Consider the following 22,109-nt stretch of genomic DNA (forward strand, 5'->3'; position numbering starts at 1 on the left):
TAACGTTTTATCTTATTATTATACAAAATGATTATATAAGTTTTTGAGAAGACCTTATTATAGCAATTTCATGTTGAAATATGCTTATGATAAGGTCTTTTTGAATAGGGGAAGGATATTAATACGAGGATGTTTCGATTGCTTAAATAATGGAGCAACTGTAGCGGAAACTGTAAGTCCCTTTCGTTCACTATATGTTCAAAATGTATGAAGAAATAATATGAAATATTGCATTTTATATCATTTCATCCAGATAATATGTTAATTTCTTGAATGGAATATATAAATAGGAGGGCAATAATATGAACAAGCAATCAAAGATCAATAAAGTGTTGCTTAGTATTAGTACAATGGCGCTATCGCTCGGAGCAATTCAAACGAATGTATCAGCAGAAGAAAAGGTACCGTATAATGTATTGCATTCGAAACCAGTTGGAATTGAAAAACCAGTAGATGAGATCGGACACGCTTCTAAAGCCGAGGAAACATTATCATTTCAAGAACGTTTAAAAGTAGGAGATTTTTCACAGCGACCAGCATCTATTACGAAGAACTCGGCAGTAAAGCAAGCTAAAGAAAGCTATTCAATGGCTGATTTAAACAAAATGAATGATCAAGAATTAATTGAAACGTTAGGCAGTATTAAGTGGCACCAAATTACAGATTTATTCCAGTTTAATGAAGATGCAAAAGCCTTTTATAAAGATAACGGAAAAATGCAAGTAATTATAGACGAATTAGCTCATAGAGGTAGTACATTTACGAAAGATGATTCAAAAGGAATTCAAACGTTTACTGAAGTGTTACGTTCAGCTTTTTATCTTGCATTTTATAATAATGAATTAAGCGACTTAAATGAAAGAAGCTTCCAGGACAAATGTTTACCAGCGTTAAAAGCTATTGCGAAAAATCCCAACTTTAAGCTTGGAACAAATGAGCAAGATACAGTCGTATCTGCATACGGAAAATTAATTAGTAATGCATCAAGTGATGTTGAAACGGTGCAATACGCATCGAATATTTTAAAACAATATAATGATAATTTTAATGCATATGTAGACGATCGTATGAAAGGACAAGCTGTATACGATATGATGCAAGGCATTGATTATGATATACAGTCTTACTTAAATGAGGCTCGTAAAGAAGCGAATGAAACGATGTGGTTTGGAAAAGTAGATGGGTTTATTAATGAAATAAATCGTATTGCTCTTCTAAATGAAGTAACGCCAGAAAATAAATGGCTCGTTAATAATGGAATTTATTTTGCTAGTCGTTTAGGTAAGTTTCATAGTAATCCAAATAAAGGATTAGAGGTTGTTACACAGGCAATGCATATGTACCCGCGTTTAAGTGAGCCGTATTTTGTTGCAGTAGAACAAATTACAACAAACTATAATGGGAAAGATTATAGCGGGAATACGGTAGATTTAGAGAAGATACGTAAAGAAGGAAAAGAGCAATACTTACCAAAAACGTATACATTCGATGATGGATCTATTGTATTTAAAACTGGGGATAAAGTGTCAGAAGAAAAAATTAAGAGATTATATTGGGCTGCGAAGGAAGTAAAAGCGCAATATCACCGTGTGATCGGAAATGACAAAGCTTTAGAACAAGGTAATGCAGACGACGTATTAACGATAGTAATCTATAATACTCCAGACGAATACCAGTTAAATAGACAATTGTATGGATATGAAACAAACAACGGTGGAATTTATATTGAAGAGACAGGGACATTCTTTACATATGAGCGTACGCCAGAGCAAAGTATTTATAGTTTAGAAGAGTTATTCCGTCATGAGTTTACTCATTATCTTCAAGGGAGATATGAAGTTCCCGGTTTATTTGGAAGAGGAGATATGTATCAAAATGAAAGATTAACTTGGTTCCAAGAAGGGAATGCAGAATTTTTCGCAGGATCTACTCGTACAAATAACGTTGTACCAAGAAAGAGCATCATTAGTGGATTATCATCTGATCCTGCAAGCCGTTATACAGCAGAGCGTACACTATTTGCTAAATATGGTTCTTGGGATTTCTATAACTACTCGTTCGCATTGCAGTCTTACTTATATACGCATCAGTTTGAAACGTTTGATAAAATTCAAGATTTAATTCGTGCGAATGATGTGGGAAATTATGATACGTATCGTGAGACTTTAAGTAAAGATTCTAAGTTAAATAAAGAGTATCAAGAGTATATGCAGCAGTTAATTGATAATCAAGATAAGTACAATGTGCCGGAAGTAGCAGATGATTATTTAGCTGAACATGCACCAAAAGCACTAACAGAAGTGAAGAAAGAAATTAGTGAAACGTTGTCTATGAAAGATACAAAAATGACAAAGCATACATCTCAATTCTTTAATACATTTACATTAGAAGGCACGTTTACAGGTAGTGTAACAAAAGGTGAGTCAGAAGACTGGAAAGCAATGAGTAAAAGAGTAAATGAGGCTTTAGAACAATTGACGCAAAAAGAATGGAGTGGCTACAAAACGGTTACAGCATACTTCGTTAATTATCGTGTGAATAGTTCAAATGAATTTGAATATGATGTAGTCTTCCATGGTATCGCAAAAGATGACAGAGAAAATAAAGCTCCGACGGTTAATGTAAACGGACCTTATAATGGGTTTGTAAAAGAAGGAATTCAATTCAAAAGTGATGGATCAAAAGACGAAGATGGAAAAATCGTTTCTTATTTATGGGATTTTGGAGACGGCAGAACAAGTAAAGAAGTTAATCCAGTACATGCATATGAAAGAGAAGGAACTTATAAAGTAGCGTTAGTAGTAAAAGACGATAAAGGGAAAGAGAGTAGAAGCGAAACAACTGTTACAATTAAAGATGGAAGTGTAACAGAATCAGAACCAAATAATCGTCCAGAAGAAGCAAATCGTATTGGGTTAAACACTACTATAAAAGGTAGCCTTATCGGTGGGGATCACACCGATGTTTATACATTTAATGTCGCATCAGCGAAAGATATCGATATTTCTGTTTTAAATGAGTATGGAATCGGGATGACATGGGTACTTCACCATGAATCAGATATGCAAAATTACGCAGCTTACGGTCAAGCTAATGGAAATCATATAGAAGCAAAATTTAATGCAAAACCAGGTAAGTATTACTTGTATGTATATAAATATGATAATGGCGATGGAGCGTACGCATTATCAGTAAAATAAGTGCTTTTCCAATGTATGTTTAACTTTACTTTTTGTGGAAAATAGTATATTATATAGATATACAATATATCGGTTATTTACTAGGAGGAGCCTGTCACAATAGGTTTCTCCTGTTCTTTTTTAGAGGCCTGTCTTACAGGCTTTTCTTTAAAAGGTAAATAACTGAAAATTAAGAACGATAATCTTTGAAAGAGGTGGGGCATACATATAACAAAAAAGGGATTGTTTAAGAAAGGGGGATAAGAAATGGTCTTGTTTGGTTATCCACTTGAAACAATTTATTTATATGGATTTATTATTGCTACTATACTCACTGTTATTTATATTTTCTTTGGAGATATATTTGAATCAATATTTAGTTTTGGGGGCGGATCTGTATCCGTTGTTACTTTACTACTTAGTTTCTTCGCCATGTTATGTGGACTTAGTTATATAGGAGAATATTTATTTTCCTTTAATAGTACTATTATTTTTGCTGGTTCATTTGCTATATCTTTTATCGGTGTTTTCATAATGAAAATATTAATTTTAAAACCGATTGCAGAAGCAGAACAAAATACGGTGCAACGTATGGATGAATTCATTGGTCGCAAGGGAGAAGTCATTACGACAATTCCTACAGAAGGATTTGGAGAAGTGTTAATCTCTTCTCCATTTGGAAGTAATGCAATACCAGCGAAAACAATTGGAAAGAAAGATATTTCACAAGGAACCGAGGTCATTATTGAGGGAGTTCAAGATGGTGTTTTACTTGTACAGAACATCGCTTATTCTTTAAAAAAACCAAAATTATAAGGGGGAATTTACATGACGATTCCATTAATTATCGGTGGAGTTTTACTCGCAATTTTAATTCTACTTATTTTAGTATTCATTACGAAGTATCGAACAGTTGGCCCAGATGAAGCATTAATTGTGACAGGGAACTGGCTTGGTGGTGGAAAGAATGTTGTTATCACTGATGACGGAAAGAAGATTAAGATTATTCGCGGTGGCGGTACTTTCGTAGTTCCAATTATGCAAAGGGGAGAACCTCTTAGCTTACTAAACTACAAATTAGAAGTTGGTACACGTGATACGTATACGAAGCAAGGTGTACCGATTACAGTAAACGGTGTTTCTATTATTAAAGTAGGATCGACAATTGAAGAAGTTTCTACAGCGGCTGAACAATATTTAGGAAAAGAAACAGAAGAGTTGAAAATAGAAGCAAAAGAAGTTTTAGAAGGGCATTTACGTGCTATTTTATCTTCTATGACAGTAGAAGATGCGTATAGTAATAGAGAGCAATTCGCACAAAAGGTGCATGAAGTGGCTTCTACTGATTTGAAGAAGATGGGACTTCGCATCGTTTCCTTTACAATTAAAGAAATAATGGATAAAAACGGCTACTTAGATGCACTTGGTCAGCCGCAAATTGCAATGGTTAAGCGTGATGCAACAGTTGCAAATGCAGAGCGTGAAAAAGAAGCACGAATTGAAAAAGCTCGTGCTGAGAAAGAAGCAAAAGAAGCAGAATATCAACGTGATGCACAAATTGCTGAAGCTGAAAAGCATAAGGAATTAAAAGTACAATCTTATAAGAGAGACCAAGAACAAGCTCGCGCAGATGCAGATCTTTCTTATGAATTACAACAAGCGAAAGCGCAACAAGGTGTTACAGAAGAGCAAATGCGAGTTAAAATCATTGAGCGTGAAAAGCAAATTGAGTTAGAAGAAAAAGAGATTGCGCGTCGTGAAAAGCAATACGATGCAGAAGTAAAGAAAAAGGCAGATGCAGATCGCTATGCTGTTGAACAATCAGCCGAAGCGGAAAAAGTAAAACAAATGAAAAAAGCAGATGCGGATCAATATAAAATTGAAGCAGAAGCAAGAGCACGTGCAGAAGAAGTACGTGTAGAAGGTTTAGCAAAAGCAGAAATTGAAAAAGCGCAAGGTCAAGCGAAAGCGGAAGTACAAAAAGCGCAAGGTACAGCGGAAGCAGATGTTATTAGGTTAAAAGGTTTAGCAGAAGCAGAAGCGAAACAAAAAATTGCAGAAGCATTTGAATTATATGGGCAAGCCGCGATTATGGATATGGTTCTTAAAATGCTTCCGAGTTATGCGAAAGAAATTGCGAGTCCGCTTAGCAACATTGATAAAATTACAGTCGTTGATACAGGCGGTGGTGGAAAGAATAGCGGCGCCGGAAAAGTTGCAGGGTATGCGACAGATTTAATGGCAACAATGCAAGAAACTTTAAAAGCCTCTTCTGGTATTGATTTAAAAGAATTACTAGAAGGATTCGCTGGAAAAGGTGCCGTGCAGCAACTATCAAACGATAAACCTGTAGTATCAGTAGTAGAAGATGAGAAGAAAGAAATAAACAAAGATAAAGAATAGCAAGATGAAAAGAACCTCTAGTAAATGGGATACTAGAGGTTCTTTCGTGAAATGTAATATTTCGAATAATGTACATTTTTATATATTGTTTTAATTATTTAAATTCTATAGAATGAAAAAGGTATGTAACAATACTTTAAATGTAGAGAAAGATGAGGGAAAAGAGAAAGAGGGTCTCATCAATACATTTAAATCGTATGATTTGTATAAAGAGATTAAATGTAAAATGATTGCATTTAAAACGGTATGGAGGGGTAGGAATATGTTTCAAGGAAAATTAAGGAGTAGAAGCTTAAAAACAAAATTACTTGTATCATTTATTATTATTTTAATTCTTCCAAGTATTGTAATTGGTTGGACGTCTTATCAGCAGGCGAAGAAAAATTTTAATGAGACAATTTTGCAATCAGCAAAAGATAACGTGAAGGTTTTAAATAATGTAATTAATAAAGAGTTAGATAGTAAGAAAGTAGACGCAGCATATTTTACAAAATTATTCACTGGAGCGAGCTATCAAGCAGATCAGCTTCAAAACGTGCAAAATAAATTAGAAGAATATAATAAATTACATCCAGAAATGGAAGCAATCTATACTGGATCTAGTAATGGACAATTTATTCAATCACCGGTACTTCAAATGCCAGAAGGGTATAATCCTACAGAAAGAGATTGGTATAAAGAGGCAGTGAAAAAAAGTGGTGAAGTAATTATCACAGCTCCATATAAATCAAAAACGACAGGAAATATTGTTGTTACAATAGCAAAACAAAATGAAGATAAAAGTGGCGTTCTCGGTATTGATTTAATTATTAATGATATTGTAAATACTTCAAAAATGGTTAATATCGGTAAAGAAGGGTATGTTGCAATTTTTGATCAAGATAAAAATGTAGTAGCACATCCAGCGTTAAAGCCGGGGGAGAAGGTAGAAGAGAAACTTGAAAAAGAGCTGTACAAGCAGGAAATAGGTGATTTTAAATTCTCATTAGATGGTGAGGATCGTAATATTACCTTTAAAACAAATAAGCAAACTGGATGGAAAATAGCAGGAATTATGCCTTCAAAAGAAATAATTGAAGCGGCTGAACCTATTTTCTATAAAACATTAACTGTTATTGGTATCTCGTTAATAATTGGTGGAATTATAATTTACTTCATAATCGCTTCTATTATTAAACCGTTAAAGCAACTTGTTATATCAGCGAGGAAAATTAGCGAAGGTGACTTAACGGAATCAATTGCTGTTCGTTCGAGGGATGAAATTGGACAGTTAGGTGAAAGTTTTAATGAGATGGCGGCATCATTACATGATGTAATTTCAAATATTAATACTTCAGCTGGTCATGTAGCAGCTTCTTCGGAAGAATTAACGGCTAGTATGAAGCAAGCAAGTGAAGCGACGGAACAAATTACAAGGGCGATGGAACAAGTATCGAGTGGGGCAGAAATACAAACGCGGGAAGTTGAAGAAGGAGCGACTCTGTTAGAAGAAGTTACAGAAGGAATTCAGCGTGTTGCGGATAGCTCTTCATTAGTATCCACAGCCTCTATGTATACGAAGCAAAAAGCTGAAGATGGTGGAAAGTTAGTTGAACAAACTGTGAATCAAATGCAATTAATTCATGAGTCTGTGTCACGGTCAGACGAAGTCATTTCTTTATTAGATGATAAGTCGAAGCAAATTGGAGCTATTCTAGAAGTGATTCAACATATTGCACAGCAGACAAACTTATTAGCATTAAATGCTGCAATTGAGGCTGCAAGAGCTGGAGAGCAAGGAAGAGGTTTTGCAATTGTAGCAGATGAAGTACGTAAACTAGCGGAACAATCGGGACAGTCTTCTACGGAAATTGGAAAGTTAGTGAAAGAGATACAATTTGATATAAAAGAAACTGTAAGTTCTATGAATCAAGTTGGGACAGAGGTACAATCAGGGCTTGTAGTTGCAAATGAGGCGAAGCAAAGCTTTGTAGAAATATTGAAATCTACAAATGATACAGTTGTACAAATTGATAGTATGGTAGATGTAGCGAAGCGAATGACGATAGATACAAAACAAGTAAGTGCATCTATTAATGAAATTGCAGCAACGATTGAAGAAAATGCAGCAAGCGTTCAAAATATTGCTGGCTCCTCTGAAGAACAAGTAGCTTCAGTAGAAGAAATAAATTCAGCAGCAGTTCACTTATCGCGAATGGCTGAAGAATTACAAGAGATGATTGGTAAATTTAAAGTGTATTAACAAGCATTAAGAAACGAGGTAGTAATTTTACTTCGTTTCTTTTTTTATCCCGCTATTTGTGGGCAGTAAAACTCCCACCTCATAATTCGGCTGGAGCAAAGAAGTTAGGTGGGAGTCGGGCGGCCCGTAGATGCCCGATTGGTGAAGGCTAATAATCAGTGGGGGATGAACAAAACCCCCACTGATTAAAGTTTCACTTTATGAAGATAAAGATAAAGAAATATATAGTAACCGTGTTATGATAAAAGGTGATAATTAAAAAAAACTGTATTTTCTTTAAATTCTATCTTTAGCCATGTTAGGGGAATGATTTTGAAATTGAAGAAATTGAAACTACAACCGAGAATTACATTAACTATTAGTACACTTATTCTTGCTGTGCTTCTGTTAACGAGTTATTTATTTTACTACATATTATCTGAAACGGTAGAAGACCAAATCGGAAAAAGAGCGTTGCATGTTGCGAAAACAGTTGCTGCTATACCGGAAATCCAGGAAGCTTTTCAAAAAGAAAATCCAGCTTCTATTATTCAGCCAATTGCAGAAAAAATTCGAATCGAAACAGATGCTGACTTTATTGTAGTTGGAAATAAAGATGGTATTCGTTATGCACATCCTAAGCGAGATAAAATAGGCGAAGCTATGGTGGGCGGAGATAACAAAGGGGTTCTATTAGAAGGGAAATCTTACGTTTCGAAAGCAACGGGATCATTAGGGCCTTCATTACGTGGAAAAGTCCCAATTCGTAATCAGGATAATGAAATTATTGGTGTAGTATCTGTTGGTTTTTCCATGGATGATATTCATGGAGCGATAGAAGTGTATGGAAAGCGTGTGTTTTGGATTACAATAACAGGTCTGTTAATTGGGATAATTGGCTCTGTATATTTAGCTAAAAGTATTAAGCGGATGATGTTTGGAATGGAGCCAGAAGAAATTTCATCTTTATACGAGGAGCATAGTACAGTTATTCAATCTGTACGTGAAGGAATTGTAGTAATCGATAAAAATGGTATGGTTAGTTTAGTAAATCAAGCGGCATACGATATCCTTTCTTTAGATAAACAACAAAATATAATAGGGAAATTTATTTTAGATGTTATTCCTAATTCATCGATACTGGATGTACTTCAAACCGGAGAAGAACAATTTGATCGCCAATTAAATATAAAGGGGCAGGATGTTATTGCTAATCGTCTACCTATTAAAGTTAATCATAAAGTAACTGGTGTAGTATCCAGCTTGCGCTTGAAATCTGAGATGGATCAATTAACAGCGGAATTATCTCAAACACGGCAATATACAGAGGCATTACGGGCGCAAACACACGAATATAACAATTTATTGTATACGCTTTCAGGTCTTATTCAATTAGAGTCTTATGAAGATGCTTTAGAGCTTATTCATAAGGAAACGGCAGTATATCAAGAGTTCGTTCAATTTATTATGAAACGAATTCAAAATCCATGGTTAGGTGGAATTTTAATTGGATTTTATAATAGGGCGCGAGAGTTGAAGATTGATTTTATGTTAGATCGGGAAAGTAGTTTAGAAGAGTTAAGTCCGCATATTGAGAGTAATTACGTTGTTTCTATTTTAGGGAATTTGATTACGAATGCATTTGAAGCAATTGAAAGAAATCACGAGCATAATAAGAAAGTAAGAATGTTTGTAACAGACATTGGCAAAGAAATATTAATTGAAGTGGAAGATTCAGGACAAGGTGTTAATGATGAAATAATTACAAGCATATTCTATAAAGGTTTTTCGACGAAGGTGGGCGAAAAACGTGGATATGGATTAGCGAAAGTGAAAGAGTTAGTGGAAGATTTAAATGGAAGTATTGCGATTGAAAAAGGGGATTTAGGTGGTGCTTTATTTATCATTGCATTACCGAAAGAGAGAGGCGAATTGTAATGAATGAGGGGATTGAAGTATTGATTGTAGAAGATGATATTCGGATTGCGGAAATTCATCGTCGTTTTACTGAAAAAATTGAGGGGTTTAAAGTAATTGGAACAGCAACGACTGGGGAACAGGCGAAAGAATGGTTAGAGTTTGTAAAGCCACAACTCGTTTTATTAGATGTATATTTACCTGACATGCAAGGGACAGAACTCGTCACATATATTAGGCATAATTTGCATGATACAGATATTATTATGATCACAGCCGCATCAGAGACGGATGTAGTGCGGCATGCTTTACGAGGCGGGGTAACAGATTATATCGTAAAGCCACTTACATTTGATCGGTTTAAAACAAGTTTAGAAAGTTATCAAAAGAAGATTACGAAGTTAAAGAAAAATGCTCAATTATCTTCAGAACAGATTGAACATCTATGGTCCCAAAGAGGGGTGCAGGCAAATCCAATAGAATATGCGCCAAAAGGAATCGACCCTTTAACGTTAGCAAAAATAAAAAAGCATATGCTAACTATTAATGAAGAGGGAATTACTGCAGAGATACTAAGTTCAATGGTAGGTGTAAGCCGATCAACTGCTAGGCGCTATTTAGAGTATTTGATCTCTGGAAAGAAAGTGCATGCGGAGCTTATATATGGAAGTGTGGGAAGGCCAGAAAGAAGGTATTTCCACGTTTCTTCATAGGGGATTTTTACAACAATAAAAACAGTAGAGGATTATTACATTTCCTCTACTGTTTTTTCTAGTTTCATCTTATATTGGAATAATTCCAATTACAATTCCAGTAATCAACATAACCATTGTCGTTCCAACAGCCCAAAGTAAAGTGAATCGTTGGTGTTCACCAAAATCAACCTTGGCCATTCCGACTAATAAATAAGTGGAAGCAACGAGGGGACTCAGTAAGTGAACAGGTTGACCGAGTAACGAAGCACGTCCCATTTCTGCTGCACTAATTCCGTAAGCAGCGGCAGCTTTTGTTAAAATGGGTAGTACACCGAAGTAAAAAGCATCATTGGACATGAAAAATGTGAACGGCATACTAAGAAGAGCTGTAATAATTGGTAGTTGTGGTCCAAGAGCATCTGGTATAAGAGTCACTACACTTTGAGCCATTGCATCTACCATTTTTGTCCCTGATAGAATACCAGTGAAAATTCCAGCGGCAAATACGAGAGAAACAACAGCTAATACGTTTCCAGCGTGAGAAGCAATACGTTCTTTTTGTTGTTCCAAGCTTGGATAATTAATCATCACCGCAATAGCAAAAGCGACTGTAAATAACACAGGTAACGGCATAATTTCTAGTATGAGACAGACGAGTAGGGCAACAGTTAATAAAAAGTTAATCCATAGCAGTTTCGGGCGTTTATGTATTTCAGCTTCAACTGTCGCAGCTTGCTCATCCATTGTTTGCATGTGTTTTAAGTATTGTACATCCATAATTCCTAAACGTTTTCTTTCTTTTTTTCCAAGATAGTAGGCAACGAAAACTACCCAAATTGCACCAGCAATCATTCCTGGTATAAGTGGTGTGAAGAGCTCTGATGCATCAAGTCCAAGAGCACTCATAACCCGAGCAGTTGGTCCACCCCAAGGTGTAAGATTTGTCACACCTGCTCCTAACATAACAACCCCAGCTAATATAAGTGGATTCATTCCAAGACGTTTATATAGTGGATACATTGCGGAAACTGTAATCATATATGTTGTTGTTCCGTCCCCATCTAATGAAACGATAATAGTAAGAATAGCTGTACCAACAACAATTTTTAAAGGATCACCTTTTACAAATTTTAAAATTTTACTAATAACAGGATCAAATAAACCACTATCAATCATAATCCCAAAATATAAAATGGCGAACATAAGCATAATACCAGTAGGTGCTAGCTTTTGAATTCCTTCTAACATCATCGGGCCCATATTGGCATAAAAGCCACCAATTAATGCGAAAATAATTGGAACTAATATTAATGCTACTAGTGCAGACATACGTTTCGTCATAATCAAAAACATAAAGACAAATACCATTGTAAATCCGAGTAATGCTAACATGTAATCTCCCCCTCCAAAAAAATGATTACGCTTTCAAAATAAAATAAAAATTCAGATAAAAGGTTTTTTGTTTATAATAAAAGGTTCAATTGGAATGGTAAATAATTTGAAAAATAACATCATTAGAAGCATAATCTTTATTTTGATCATTTTGTTCACAGGGTAATTTTGAATTTTTAAAAAGATAAATGCCTTCGTACAAGAATGATAGAATAAGATGGAAATAGCGAAGCGTGAAGTAGGGAGTAGATTTTGAATGGAAACAAGAATAGAAGAAATTTATAGTTCGTGTAAAGGAAAAGTAGAGGAGATTTTTATTAATGAATCCTCTTACGTATATGAATGGGAAAAGTTAATGATGATCCGAAAAAATGACGGTGAGATTGAAGACATCGCAGTAGGGATCAGTGGAAATATAAGATTAGTAAATGTAGAAGTTGGACAGGAAATTGATGCGGATACATTATTAGTTAAGTTAGAAGATGATTTATTAATTACTGGTTGTGAATGATGAGAGATGTGTAGAAATAACTGCACATCTCTTTTTTGTTCCATATATTACAAAAAGAACATTGTTTTTTCACAAATCTCACACAACCTTTTGGTATTCTTTTCGTGGAGTATACGGTTTCTAGGGAGGAATATTGATGAGGGTAAAATATGTCGTACTTGTTATATGTTTATGTTTCATATTTACGATAGTAGGATGTGGGAAAAAAGAACTAACAGCTGTTGCGATTAATGAGAAAAATGATAAGTGTGACATTTGCCAAATTGGGGTAATCGATAATCAATTCGCAACCGAAATTATTTTAGAAAATGGAAAAGCATTAAAGTTTGATGATATTGGTTGCATGTATAAATGGATGGAGATCAATTCAGGTGAAAAGACGAAAGAAAAATTTGTTCGAGATTATGATTCGAAAGATTGGGTTTCGTTGGAAGATGCTACTTACGTATATGATAAAACAATAACGACACCGATGGCTTATAATGTCATTTCATTTAAAAATAAAAAAGATGCAGAGAGTTTTGTATCTAACTATAAGGGGAAAGTTCTTTCGTATAAAGAGCTATCAGAGCATAAATGGGAAATGAATAAAGAGATGATGGGGAAACCGAAAACAGGGAATCACGGTGGGCATCATTAATAATAGAAAAAGGCAACTATATAGTTGTCTTTTTCTATTATTACTCAGGTGCAAATATAGAAAAGGTGTAAAAATTTTAGAAGAACGGTTACAATGGAATATAGTAACCTAAAGCAATCATTTATGTACTTTTTAGAAATATATACAAATGCGGTAAAAACGTGCTAAACTAATTGCTTCATAATGTTAATGATGAGGCCATCAGGCGTATCATTCCAATAGGTTGAGAAACATAGTATAAGTTTAAGATAATCCGATTAAAGAAGGAATCTAAAGGGCTTATGGATAAATGTACTCAAGAAGAGTTATTGTATGTGATGGAGGAATGGTTAAGAAAACATTATCTTTCATAGGAGCTGTAGTTGTGAGAAAACAAAAAATTTTATTATGTATGTTATTAGGACTTTTAATGACGGTAGTGGCTTGCGATAAGCAAGAGGAGCCAGAATCAAAACCGGTTCATGTGAAAAACGAAAAGAAAAAAGAAAAGCATAAAGAACAGGAAGAATCTAAAGAAGAAAAAAGTATAAATTTAATGGACAAACAGTTGCTACTTTCTGCGACGCTTGGAGACACAGAAACAGCTATGAAGCTGATCCAAGATGGAGCGAATATCAATGTAGAAGGTGACAACGGAGAAACGCCTGTCCTTGCAGCGACGTATCAAAATCATGTAGAGACAGTTAAAGCATTAATTGATGCGGGTGCTGATATTGAAATTCAAGACGAAAAACAAAGTAATCCATTTCTTTATGCAAGTAGAGAAGGATATACGGATATTGTAAAAGTATTAATTAATGCAGGAGTTAATACGAAGGAAACGACTAAGTCAGGTGGAACAGCACTTATTTCTGCATCTGAGCGTGGCCATGTAGAGGTTGTTAAAGAATTATTAGAGCATACAGATATTGATGTGAATTATAAGAATGAACGTGGTGGAACAGCTTTATTAGAAGCAATTGTATTAGGAAATGGTAGTGAAAGTCATAAGAAAGTAATTCAAATGCTTATTGACCACGGGGCAGATGTAAATATGGCCAATAAGGAAAATATTACGCCGCTGCAATATGCTGAAAAAAGAGGTTTTAAAGATATTGCGAATATGTTGAGGATAGCTGGAGCGAATGAAGTAGTACAGCCGCAACCACAACTGGCAGAATAACAAGCTGAAGAAATAAAAAGCACGAGATAATCCCATTTAGATAGACAGAATGAAGAAGTCATTTTAGTATGATGGATTCAGTAATGTGTATTTAAATGGGATTTTTGTTTTGAAAAAATGGATGGATGCTATATCGAGAAGGCTACAAATAGTAGTTAAGGAGGGTATAAATGCGATTTTCAGAACTTGAGTTAATAGCAATTCAGGCAGAAGTTTTATTTGTTCATAATCAAGTAGGAAGAATAAAGTGTGTAAATGAAAATGGAAATCTGAAAGCACCACGTTTTTTTCTTAGCAGAACTCGTGAAGGGAATATAACGAGGTATCATTATAAACTGCATGGTGAAATGATAAGTAAGATTGAGAAATTAATTCGAGTATGCTCAAATCACATTGAGATAGCAAAGATTATTAAAGTATTAAATTAAGAGAGAACGGTGGAGAATATTTGGGTGGGTCCTGCTTTCATGTTTCCTAATAATTTACATAAGCCAACTAGAACAATACAAATAATAGAGAAGAATAAAGAGCTTTTGCGAGAAAATTTTTCTAATCTAATAGAACAGATGGAATGGAGGCGACCTTATTTTGCAATTGTAAAAAATGAAAAGGTAGTTTCTATATGTTGCAGTGCCAGAAGTACGCCCGTAGCTGCTGAGGCAAGTGTAGAAACTTTAGTGGAGTTTCAAGGGAATGGATATGGTGCTGATGTCGTTACAGCCTGGGCACTATCAATACAAGAGGAAAAGCGCATTCCGCTTTATAGTACTTCTTGGGATAACTTTGCTTCGCAAGCAGTGGCGAGAAAACTAAAACTCATTAACTATGGAATGAATTTACACATTGATTGAATTTTAAACATTGTTGTATTCTGTTGGGGTTTATTCGTATATCTAGATTATTGTAAAAGTAATATGGTGAATGTTAACATTCGATTAACATCTAATTAACAATTTATCAAAACTGACTTAATAAATGCGTAATATAGTAAAGGTAACAAAATAACTAGGGTAGAGAACATTTGAGAACACCCGCTTACATATAACGTGCCGCTTTCTTAAGTGTGCTCTATTCCCTAGAGTTCAAATAAGGAGAAAGGTGTTCTATGTAAGTAGGTGTTTTTAGTTTGGATAAAAATAGAAAAGCTAGGTGGAATAAATGTTTAAAGAACCTTATATTGCGATGATAAAGGATTGGGAAGGGTACAAAACATACAAAAAATTACCGAAAACAGTTTTTCTTATGACTGGTTCAATGCTGGAGTTACCAGAGCGTGTATATGAACTACAGAAACATGGACACGATGTATTTCTTCATTGTGATTTTATACAAGGCTTAAATACGAACACAGAGGAAGCACTTTTATATATTCAAGATGTTATCGGAGCACAAGGTATTATTTCGACAAAGGGATCGACAATTCGAAATGCCAATAAAATTGGATTGAAAACGATTCAACGCATTTTTATTGTTGATACTTTATCTCTTACAAAATCAATTGAAAATTGTAAAACGACTAAACCGAATGCAGTAGAGATTATGCCTGGCATTATGCCTTCTATTATTAAACAGCTAGCGGAGGAAATAAAATTCCCTATTATTGCAGGTGGGCTGATTCAAACGCGAGAGGATGCAGAAATCGCAATTCGTGCAGGAGCAAGTGCAATTTCAACGAGTCATTATGAAGTGTGGATACAAGAAGAAAAAAGGAGTGCAACCTTGTGATTGAATTGAAAAATGTTTCAAAGGTATATAAAAATGCGGAAGAGACAGCAGTTAAAGACGTATCAGTTCATATTAAAAGAGGAGAATTTTTTGTTTTAGTTGGACCTTCTGGATGTGGAAAAAGTACATTATTACGAATGCTGGCTGGTTTAGAAGAAATTTCTTCGGGAGATTTAATTATTAATGAACATGTTGCAAATGATTTAGAGCCGAAAGACCGTAATCTATCAATGGTATTTCAAAATTATGCATTATACCCACACCTAACTGTAGAAGAAAATATTTTATTTGGACTTAAGGTAAGGAAGGTACAAAAAGAAGAGCGACAAAAGCGATTAATGGAAGCTATTGAAATGGTAGGACTGAAAGAGTATGTGAAAATGAAACCGGGCCAATTATCAGGCGGGCAAAGACAGCGTGTTGCACTTGCTAGGGCCATCGTCAGTCAAGCACCGATTTGTTTAATGGATGAACCACTTTCGAATTTAGATGCGAAATTACGTGCACAGATGAGGATTGAAATTAGAGAAATTCAGCAACGATTAGGAATTACGATGATTTACGTTACTCACGATCAAATAGAAGCAATGACTATGGGAGATCGTATTATGGTTTTAAATAAAGGAAGTATACAACAAGTTGGAACACCGCTTGATATATATAACGAACCAGCAAACGAATTTGTTGCAAGTTTTATAGGTTCTCCTTCTATGAATATAAATGATGGGGAAGTGGATAAAGAAAAAGGCATATTACATATAGGGCAATTGCAAATCCCATTATCTATTGGACAGCTAAAGCAATTACCAGAAGGAACTATTCGAATAGGTATGCGTCCTGAGCATATTGCACTGTCTGAGGAAGGACAAGAAGTGACGCTGCAATCTGTAGAAGTATTAGGGAATGAATCTATATTAAACTTTGCGGTAAATGGAACAACTTGGAGTGCGAAAGTCATCGGACAGTTACTCCTGAACAAAGGTGACAAAGTAAAATTATTATTCTCGCAAGAAAAACTATGCTTCTTTCATCAAAATAAGAATGAACGATTAAAAGTGGTGGCTGAAGAAGAGTTGAAAGTGGTGGCGAAATAATGATTGAAGTAGGTAAGTTACCAGTTCAAACAACAGTGTCAAAAAAGAAGAGTTTATGGGGCAGAACGAAAGATTTAAGAATAGGATTATTGTTTTTGGCGCCATCTATTTTGTTATTTTCAATTTTTCTTTTCTATCCATTGTTTAGGACGATCTACTATAGCTTTTATTTAACAGATATACACGGAGAAGCTAATCTTTTCGTTGGCTTAGAAAATTATCAATATTTATTTTCGGATCCTGCTTTCTACAAAAGTATAAAGTCAACTTTATTATTTGTTTTATATACAGTTCCTACTAGCATTGTATTCGCCTTATTTCTTGCATTAATTGCAAATGAAAAAGTAAGAGGGATCGGGTTATTCCGAGTACTGTTTTCTTCAACGATGGGAATATCAGTAGCTGCTAGTGCAGTGATTTGGCTATTTTTATTTCATCCAAGTGTAGGGTTATTTAATAATATATTAGCCTCTATGAATCTTCCTGCAATCGCATGGTTAACGAGTCCAGAATGGGCACTGTTTTCTGTATCGGTTACAACGGTTTGGGTGAATACAGGATTTGCATTTTTAGTTATATTAGGTGGTTTACAAAATATTGATACGTCTTTATATGAGAGTGCATCTATAGATGGTGCTAGTTATTTATATAAGCTTCGCCGCGTTACATTACCGATGCTATCACCAACTTTATTTTTTATCGTGACAGTAACGTTAATTAGTGCATTCCAAAGCTTTGGACAAATTGATATTTTAACGCACGGTGGACCGAATGATGCAACGAATTTAATTGTGTACTCGATTTATAAAGAGGCATTTGTGAATCATCAATTTGGAACAGCAAGTGCACAAGCGATGGTATTATTTATTTTCATTTTTATTGCTACATTGATTCAATTTAAGTTTGCTGAGAGAAAGGTGCATTATAAATGATCGTTAAACAGTGGAAACAAAATTTCCTATTATACATGCTGCTCATTATTAGTGCAGTAATGGTGTTTTTTCCTGTACTGTATGCGTTTTTAATAAGCTTTATGACACCAGACGATATTCAAATGAGAAGGTTATTTCCAACTCAATTTACTTTTGATAATTTCATTAATATTTTTCAAAAAGTACCTCTTTTTACATACTTATATAACAGTTTAATTGTATCGACAGTTGTTATGCTTGGACAACTTATCGTATCCAGTTTAGCAGCTTATGCTTTTGTTTTTCTTCAGTTTAAAGGCAGAAACTTAATTTTCTTCTTGTTTATTTCAACAATGCTTATTCCGTGGGAAGCAACGATGGTACCGAACTTTTTAACGATTCAAAACTTCGGATGGATTAATAGTTTTGCTGGGATGACGGTGCCATTTTTTGCAACAGCTTTCGGTATTTTCTTACTACGTCAACATTTTATGACACTTCCGAATGAACTGAAAGAAGCTGCTTTTATTGAAGGGATTGGAAATGTAAGGTTTTTATTCAGTGTTGTAATTCCGTATTGTAAAACGAGTTTTATTACGCTTGGAGTATATAGCTTTTTAACAACGTGGAATATGTATTTGTGGCCGCTCTTAGTAACCACTGATGAAAAAGTAAGAACGGTTCAAATTGGTGTAAAGCAGCTTCAATCTCAAGAAGTTGCAACTGATTGGGGCAGTGTAATGGCCGGTGTTACGGTTATCGTCATTCCAACGTTGATTTTACTATTTTTAGGGCAAAAGCAATTACAAAAAGGATTAACAAAAGGTGCAATTAAATAAGCATACATAGGAAAAGGTGGGATTGAGATGAGTTTATTGAAAAAAAGTGCTGCTCTTTTAATGGCAGCCACAATGGCATTAACCGGCGCAGCTTGTTCAAATAGTAAAACAGAGGGGAAACCTGAAGCACAGGCAAAAGTAGCTCCAGTTGAAAAGAATGGTGATAAAACTGTAATTCGTTTCTGGCATGCAATGGGTGGAAAAACACAAGGTGTACTAGATGGGCTTGTTGCAGACTATAATAAGTCGCAGAATAAATACGAGATAAAGGCAGAGTTCCAAGGAACATACGAAGAGTCTTTAACGAAATTTAAAACGATGTCTGCAACGAAAGAAGCGCCAGCTCTTGTTCAATCGAGTGAAATTACAACGAAGTATATGATTGATAGCAAAAAGATTACGCCTATCGATAGCTGGATTAAAAAAGATAAGTACGATACATCAAAATTAGAAAAAGCAATTACGAACTATTATTCAGTTGATGAAAAAATGTATTCTATGCCGTTTAATTCATCTACACCAGTATTAATTTATAATAAGGATGCTTTCGCGAAGGCTGGATTAGATCCAGAGAAAGCTCCGCAAACATATGATGAGTTAAAAGAAGCGGCGAAAAAGTTAACGATTAAAGAAGGCGGAAATGTAAAGCAGTATGGATTTTCAATGCTGAATTATGGTTGGTTCTTTGAAGAGTTGTTAGCGACACAAGGTGCTTTATATGTAGACAACGAAAATGGCCGTAAAGATGCTGCAAAGAAAGCGGTATTTAACGGAAAAGAAGGTCAAAAAGTATTTGGGATGTTAGATGAATTAAATAAAGCTGGTGCACTTGGAAAGTATGGAGCAAGTTGGGATGATATTCGTGCTGCGTTCCAGTCTGGACAAGTTGCTATGTATTTAGATTCTTCAGCTGGTGTTCGTGATTTAATTGATGCATCTAAGTTTAATGTAGGCGTTTCGTATATTCCGTATCCAGAAGATTCGAAACAAAATGGTGTTGTTATTGGCGGTGCATCATTATGGATGACGAATATGGTTTCAGAAGAAACGCAGCAAGGTGCTTGGGACTTTATGAAATATTTAACGAAGCCAGATGTACAAGCAAAATGGCATACTGCAACAGGATATTTCTCAATTAATCCAGATGCATATAATGAGCCGTTAGTAAAAGAGCAGTATGAAAAGTATCCGCAGTTAAAAGTAACGGTAGAGCAATTACAAGCAACGAAGCAATCTCCAGCAACTCAAGGGGCATTAATTAGTGTATTCCCAGAATCAAGAGATGCAGTTGTAAAAGCATTAGAAGCAATGTATGACGGAAAGAATAGTAAAGAAGCTTTAGATGAAGCTGCAAAAGCAACAGATAGAGCAATTAGTATTTCAGCTCGTACGAGTCAAAAATAAGAGAAAGCCGCATCCTTTTTCAGGATGCGGCTTTCTTTATTGGGAGATAAGGGATCAAAGAAATGATGAAGTCTTATCTCGTTTATATGAGTAAAGGGTCTAGAATGAATTTTGTCTTTTTCATTATTTGTTTAACTCCATTGCAACTTGTTTCCCATTTACGAAAACCTCTGCCACCGCTACTACAACTTCCATCACTTTTTTCATATCTCATCTCTCCTTGTTTTTTGTTTCATTTCTTACTTTTAGTATAAGGAAATGCAGTAATTGCAACCATCGAATTGGATGACAAGAGACTTACATTGTTGTAAGGATAATAGTTTTATTTGTAATAAATGCTATTTCGGATTATGATTCAGAAATTTCTGTCGTTTTAATCTATAATTAGAAAGAGAATGGTTTAGAAAGAAGGGGAAGAAATGAAGAGAATACTTGTTATTAGTGATATTCATGGAGAAATAGAAAAGTTCGAACAGTTATTGGAAGAAGCTCAATACGATGCAAGACAGGATCAATTGATTTTATTAGGGGATTATGTAGATCGTGGTCCAAATGCGCGTGCAGTAATTGAAAAGGTAAAAGAGTTAAAAGAAGCGGGAGCCCTCGTTCTAAAGGGCAATCATGAAGATATGATGATCAAGGCGTTAACGACTGATGAGGAACGTTCATGGAACCATTGGGTAAAAAGGAATGGTGGAGATAAAACGTTATATAGCTATGGATTTGTAGAAGAAGACATTGCGGTTAATGAGGAAAACTTCCAAAAACCGATTTTACAATCTCATATATTAGAGGAACATGTAACGTTTATTCAAGAATTAGATCATTACATTGAAACAGAAGAGTATATCTTTGTACATGCTGGTGTTGAGCCGATGAACCGAGTTTCTGAATCTGAACCATATACATTAATGTGGATCCGTAATGAATTTCATAATGGATATAGCGGCGAAAAGGTTGTTGTATTTGGCCATACGGAAACAAAAATGCTTCATGGTAGTGAGAATTGCGGAGTGTATTTTGGTAGTAATCGTATTATTGGAATTGATGGTGGGGCTGTGTATGGTGGTCAGTTAAATTGTTTGGAGTTGCCAAGTAAAAAGGTATATGTAGTAAAAAATTGAAAGAGATAAGAGGAATCTTATTTCTTTCAATTTTTTATTAAGCAAAATTTAAGAAAGAGCCTTTATAATAAAGGTTCAAAATTTTATATCGAGCAAAACTTTAGAAGGAAATAGTTGAAAATGAAATTACATAATATGATTACATTATTTCGTTATGAAGAGAAGAGATGCAATAATAAAGAGAGTTGAAATAGATTGTGGAAGGTGAGAATATGCGCTTACTTGTAGTAGAAGATAATGCCTCGTTATTAGAGTCTATCGTACAAATTTTACGTGATGAATTTGAAGTGGATACGGCAATGAATGGGGAAGACGGCTTGTTTTTGGCGCTGCAAAACATTTATGATGCAATTTTGCTTGATGTGATGATGCCAGAAATGGACGGATTTGAAGTGATTCAAAAAATACGTGATGAAAAGATTGAAACGCCAGTCCTGTTTTTGACAGCGAGGGATTCTTTAGAAGATCGAGTGAAAGGATTGGACTTTGGTGGAGATGATTATATTGTTAAACCGTTTCAGGCCCCTGAATTAAAAGCGAGAATTCGTGCATTACTACGCAGAAGTGGTAGTTTAACAACACAGCAGACCATTCGCTATAAAGGGATTGAATTGTTCGGAAAAGATAAAGACATTCAAGTAGATGGACAAGGTATTAAGCTGACATTAAAACAATATGAGCTACTAGAGTATCTCATTCAAAATAGCGGGAAGATTTTAATGCGTGAACAAATTTTTGATCGTGTTTGGGGATTTGATTCTGATACGACAGTAGCAATTGTAGAAGTGTATGTACATCATTTACGTAAAAAATTAGAACCATTCGGTTATCAGAAAGATATTCAAACCGTTCGTGGTATTGGATATATATTAAAAGAACAATGAGAAAGGGA

General features: G+C 34.9%; 17 protein-coding genes and 2 pseudogenes. 18 read left to right on the forward strand and 1 reads right to left on the reverse strand.

Going from position 1 to position 22,109, the window contains the following annotated elements; translation table 11 throughout:
• The first annotated feature begins 302 nt into the window (after positions 1 to 302).
• The 7 genes and pseudogenes from colA to JFU54_RS18980 all read left to right on the forward strand — a co-directional run bounded on the left by colA (position 303) and on the right by JFU54_RS18980 (position 10,433).
• Positions 303 to 3,200 (forward strand): collagenase ColA, encoded by a 2,898-nt coding sequence (colA, locus tag JFU54_RS18955; protein ID WP_201065848.1) that lies wholly within the window; start codon positions 303 to 305, stop codon positions 3,198 to 3,200.
• Between the two features lie 246 nt (positions 3,201 to 3,446).
• Complete coding sequence (locus JFU54_RS18960) at positions 3,447 to 3,995, forward strand: NfeD family protein (RefSeq protein WP_002134284.1); 549 nt, start codon at positions 3,447 to 3,449, stop codon at positions 3,993 to 3,995.
• 12 nt (positions 3,996 to 4,007) lie between these two features.
• Positions 4,008 to 5,582, forward strand: coding sequence for a flotillin lipid rafts scaffold protein FloT (locus JFU54_RS18965; RefSeq protein ID WP_201065850.1), 1,575 nt, complete (start codon positions 4,008 to 4,010; stop codon positions 5,580 to 5,582).
• Positions 5,583 to 5,844: 262 nt separating this feature from the next.
• Positions 5,845 to 6,882: pseudogene (locus JFU54_RS30380) on the forward strand (HAMP domain-containing protein); the annotation flags it as partial.
• A 120-nt stretch (positions 6,883 to 7,002) separates the two neighbouring features.
• On the forward strand, positions 7,003 to 7,824 hold the full coding sequence (locus JFU54_RS30385; RefSeq protein WP_374100996.1) for a methyl-accepting chemotaxis protein: 822 nt from the start codon (positions 7,003 to 7,005) through the stop codon (positions 7,822 to 7,824).
• Between the two features lie 306 nt (positions 7,825 to 8,130).
• The gene (locus JFU54_RS18975; RefSeq protein ID WP_201065854.1) at positions 8,131 to 9,741 is read left to right on the forward strand and encodes an ATP-binding protein; all 1,611 of its coding nucleotides are present in this window, start codon (positions 8,131 to 8,133) and stop codon (positions 9,739 to 9,741) included.
• On the forward strand, positions 9,741 to 10,433 hold the full coding sequence (locus tag JFU54_RS18980) for a response regulator (RefSeq protein ID WP_201065856.1): 693 nt from the start codon (positions 9,741 to 9,743) through the stop codon (positions 10,431 to 10,433). Before JFU54_RS18975 ends, JFU54_RS18980 begins: the two co-directional genes overlap by 1 nt.
• A 69-nt stretch (positions 10,434 to 10,502) precedes the next feature.
• Here the strand turns inward: JFU54_RS18980 and JFU54_RS18985 are convergent, their stop codons facing one another.
• A complete protein-coding gene (locus JFU54_RS18985; RefSeq protein ID WP_113937858.1) occupies positions 10,503 to 11,807 on the reverse strand; it encodes a CitMHS family transporter in 1,305 nt (434 codons plus the stop codon).
• Between the two features lie 256 nt (positions 11,808 to 12,063).
• Here JFU54_RS18985 and JFU54_RS18990 point away from each other — a divergent pair, with 256 nt between their 5' ends.
• The 11 genes and pseudogenes from JFU54_RS18990 to JFU54_RS19040 all read left to right on the forward strand — a co-directional run bounded on the left by JFU54_RS18990 (position 12,064) and on the right by JFU54_RS19040 (position 22,101).
• Complete coding sequence (locus JFU54_RS18990; protein ID WP_201065858.1) at positions 12,064 to 12,318, forward strand: hypothetical protein; 255 nt, start codon at positions 12,064 to 12,066, stop codon at positions 12,316 to 12,318.
• Positions 12,319 to 12,454: 136 nt separating this feature from the next.
• On the forward strand, positions 12,455 to 12,958 hold the full coding sequence (locus tag JFU54_RS18995; RefSeq protein ID WP_201065860.1) for a nitrous oxide reductase accessory protein NosL: 504 nt from the start codon (positions 12,455 to 12,457) through the stop codon (positions 12,956 to 12,958).
• Between the two features lie 289 nt (positions 12,959 to 13,247).
• Complete coding sequence (locus tag JFU54_RS19000; RefSeq protein ID WP_002029673.1) at positions 13,248 to 14,120, forward strand: ankyrin repeat domain-containing protein; 873 nt, start codon at positions 13,248 to 13,250, stop codon at positions 14,118 to 14,120.
• Positions 14,121 to 14,290: 170 nt separating this feature from the next.
• Positions 14,291 to 14,971 (forward strand): annotated as a pseudogene (locus tag JFU54_RS19005) (GNAT family N-acetyltransferase).
• Positions 14,972 to 15,278: 307 nt separating this feature from the next.
• On the forward strand, positions 15,279 to 15,845 hold the full coding sequence (locus JFU54_RS19010) for a glycerol-3-phosphate responsive antiterminator (RefSeq protein ID WP_002169199.1): 567 nt from the start codon (positions 15,279 to 15,281) through the stop codon (positions 15,843 to 15,845).
• Entirely contained in the window at positions 15,842 to 16,939 is a 1,098-nt protein-coding gene (locus tag JFU54_RS19015; protein WP_113708913.1) for an ABC transporter ATP-binding protein, read from the forward strand. Before JFU54_RS19010 ends, JFU54_RS19015 begins: the two co-directional genes overlap by 4 nt.
• On the forward strand, positions 16,939 to 17,871 hold the full coding sequence (locus JFU54_RS19020; protein WP_000573576.1) for a carbohydrate ABC transporter permease: 933 nt from the start codon (positions 16,939 to 16,941) through the stop codon (positions 17,869 to 17,871). Before JFU54_RS19015 ends, JFU54_RS19020 begins: the two co-directional genes overlap by 1 nt.
• Positions 17,868 to 18,689 (forward strand): carbohydrate ABC transporter permease, encoded by an 822-nt coding sequence (locus JFU54_RS19025; RefSeq protein ID WP_002125118.1) that lies wholly within the window; start codon positions 17,868 to 17,870, stop codon positions 18,687 to 18,689. The genes JFU54_RS19020 and JFU54_RS19025 overlap by 4 nt, the downstream gene beginning before the upstream one ends.
• 27 nt (positions 18,690 to 18,716) lie before the next feature.
• Positions 18,717 to 20,093, forward strand: coding sequence for an ABC transporter substrate-binding protein (locus JFU54_RS19030; protein ID WP_002029681.1), 1,377 nt, complete (start codon positions 18,717 to 18,719; stop codon positions 20,091 to 20,093).
• A 419-nt stretch (positions 20,094 to 20,512) separates the two neighbouring features.
• Entirely contained in the window at positions 20,513 to 21,217 is a 705-nt protein-coding gene (locus JFU54_RS19035; protein ID WP_016093375.1) for a metallophosphoesterase family protein, read from the forward strand.
• A 212-nt stretch (positions 21,218 to 21,429) separates the two neighbouring features.
• The gene (locus JFU54_RS19040) at positions 21,430 to 22,101 is read left to right on the forward strand and encodes a response regulator transcription factor (RefSeq protein WP_002091066.1); all 672 of its coding nucleotides are present in this window, start codon (positions 21,430 to 21,432) and stop codon (positions 22,099 to 22,101) included.
• The last annotated feature ends 8 nt before the right edge of the window (positions 22,102 to 22,109 follow it).

It is taken from the genome of Bacillus sp. TH19 (assembly GCF_016651075.1).
GTDB lineage: Bacteria > Bacillota > Bacilli > Bacillales > Bacillaceae_G > Bacillus_A > Bacillus_A mycoides.